Origin of the sequence: Streptomyces alkaliphilus, assembly GCF_014141535.1 — a bacterium.
In the GTDB taxonomy this organism is placed as follows: domain Bacteria; phylum Actinomycetota; class Actinomycetes; order Streptomycetales; family Streptomycetaceae; genus Streptomyces; species Streptomyces alkaliphilus.
Genome location: NZ_VKHT01000804.1, coordinates 1 through 2361 on the forward strand (window position 1 = coordinate 1; position 2361 = coordinate 2361).

Consider the following 2361-nt stretch of genomic DNA (forward strand, 5'->3'; position numbering starts at 1 on the left):
CCCCCCGAGGTAGCAGATGAGTCAGCATCGAGTGAACCGGCGACGGCGCCGGATCGCCCTGACGACCACGGCCGCGGCGACGGCGGCGGCCGTCACCGGCGTGGTGATGATCCCCTCCGCCGGCGCGTCGGAGATACCGGTCGGCCGGGGCGGCTACTCCGACACCCGCCCCGCCGGCGCCCAGGGCCCCACCGACAACATGGGCACCCCGGTCCTGCCGCAGGTCACCGACACCGTCGCCGGGGAGCCGGTCCCCACCAACCACTGGTGGTCCTCGCTCGTCTTCAAGCGCTACGCGGACAACCCGTACTCCCAGCCGATGTACGGACACCCCCTCACCTACCAGGCCGTCGCCGAGGGCCTCCAGGTCGGCCACCCCACCAACCACGCCATCGTCGGCGACGGCCGGCAGTACGAGTTCAACCACACCGCCGACCTCACCCTGAGCGTCACCGGCCTCAACTCCCCCGACGTCAGGGCCGACGGCTGGTCCGACTGGACCGTCACCCCCTACTGGGCCGACAGCGACCGCGAACTGCGCGCCACCATCGGCCACGGCATGCCCTACGTCTACGCCGAGGCGGGCGGCGGCGACGCCGAGATCATCACCAACGGGCCCCCCGAGGTCTTCGCCGACGAGGGCAACGTCCTCGGCGTGACCGTCGCCGGCAACCACTACGCGCTGTTCGCCCCCACCGGCAGCGACTGGAACATCTCCGGCACCTCCGTGACCGCCGCCCTCGGCGACAACGACTACTACTCCGTCGCCCTGCTGCCCGAACGGGACGCGCTGGGCACCTTCGAGCGGTACGCCTTCAGCTTCGTCACCGGCTCCGAGGTCTCCTGGGACTACGACCCCGCAGCCGGTGAGGTCAACGCCACCTACACCCTGGAGACCGAGGCCCGCGAGGGCTCGGAGACCGGCACCCTCCAGGCGCTGTACCGCCACCAGTGGATGCACACCGACGACGCGCTCCTCGACCACGAGTACGTCTCGCCGCGCGGCACCATGAAGCTCCGCGAGGGCAACTCCTTCACCACCACCCAGACCGTCCCCGGCGTCCTGCCCGTGCTGCCGGAGAGCGACGCGATCGACGACGGCCGCCTCGCCGGCCACATCGCCGACGTCCTCGGCTCCCCCGACCCCTTCGAGGGCGCCACCGACACCTACTGGACCGGCAAGCACCTCGGCAAGCTCGCCCAGCTCGCCACCGTCGCCGACCAGGCCGGCGAGACCGCCTCCCGCGACCGGCTGCTCACGCTGATCAAGGACCGCCTGGAGGAGTGGTTCACCGTCGGCGGCGCGGCCGAGTTCTCCTACGACGCCGACTGGTTCACCCTCACCGGGTACCCGGCGTCCTTCGGCAGCGACACCGAGCTGAACGACCACCACTTCCACTACAGCTACTTCGTGATGGCCGCCGCGATCGTCGCGCAGTTCGACCCCGAGTGGGCCGACGACTCCGCGTGGGGCGGCATGGTCCACGAGCTGATCCGCGACACCGCCAACCCGGCCCGCGACGACGACCGCTACCCGTTCCTGCGCGGCTTCGACGTCTACGCCGGCCACAGCTGGGCCGCCGGCCACCAGGGCTTCGCCGCCGGCAACAACCAGGAGTCCTCCTCCGAGTCCGTCAACCTCAGCACCGGCCTCATCCTGTGGGGCTCGGCCACCGGCAACGACGAACTGCGCGACCTCGGCGTCTACCTGCTGACCACCGAGGCCGAGTCGATCCGCCAGTACTGGTTCGACGCCGACCAGGAGGTCTACCCGGCCGACTACGAGCACCCGATCGTCGGCATGGTCTGGGGCTCCGGCGCCGCGTACGCCACCTGGTGGACCGCCAACCCGGAGGAGATCCACGGCATCAACGTGCTGCCCCTGACCGGCGGCTCCCTGCACCTGGGCGCCCACCCGGAGGCCGTCAACCGCAACCTCGACCACCTCGTCGAGCAGAACGGCGGGCCGTTCGAGGAGTGGCGCGACCTGCTGTGGCAGTTCCAGGCCCTCGTGGACCCGGAGACCGCCAAGGCCGCCTACGACGCGGACGGTGACGCCTACGAGCCGGAGGCCGGCGCCACCCGCGCCCACACCTACCACTGGATCAACACCCTCGCCGCCGTCGGCACGCCCAACCTGGACGTGACCGCCGACATCCCCACGGCGGCGGTCTTCGAGAAGGACGGCGTGCGCACCTACACCGCGCACAACCACGCCGACGCCGAGCGCACGGTGACCTTCTCCGACGGCACCACGCTCACCGTCCCGGCCCGCTCGTCCGCCACCTCCACCGGCTGACGCGCCGCCCCGGCCGGACCCCGGCCCGGCCCGCCGGGGCCGTCCCCCACACGCACCACGAC

At 71.8% G+C, this 2361-nt stretch carries 1 protein-coding gene; it reads left to right on the forward strand.

Translation table 11 applies throughout. From position 1 onward, the window contains the following. Positions 1-16 precede the first annotated feature (16 nt). Positions 17-2299 carry a glycosyl hydrolase gene (locus FNQ90_RS19940; RefSeq protein ID WP_182607623.1) on the forward strand — a complete coding sequence of 761 codons (2283 nt, stop codon included), beginning with the start codon at positions 17-19 and terminating at the stop codon, positions 2297-2299. Positions 2300-2361: the final 62 nt, after the last annotated feature.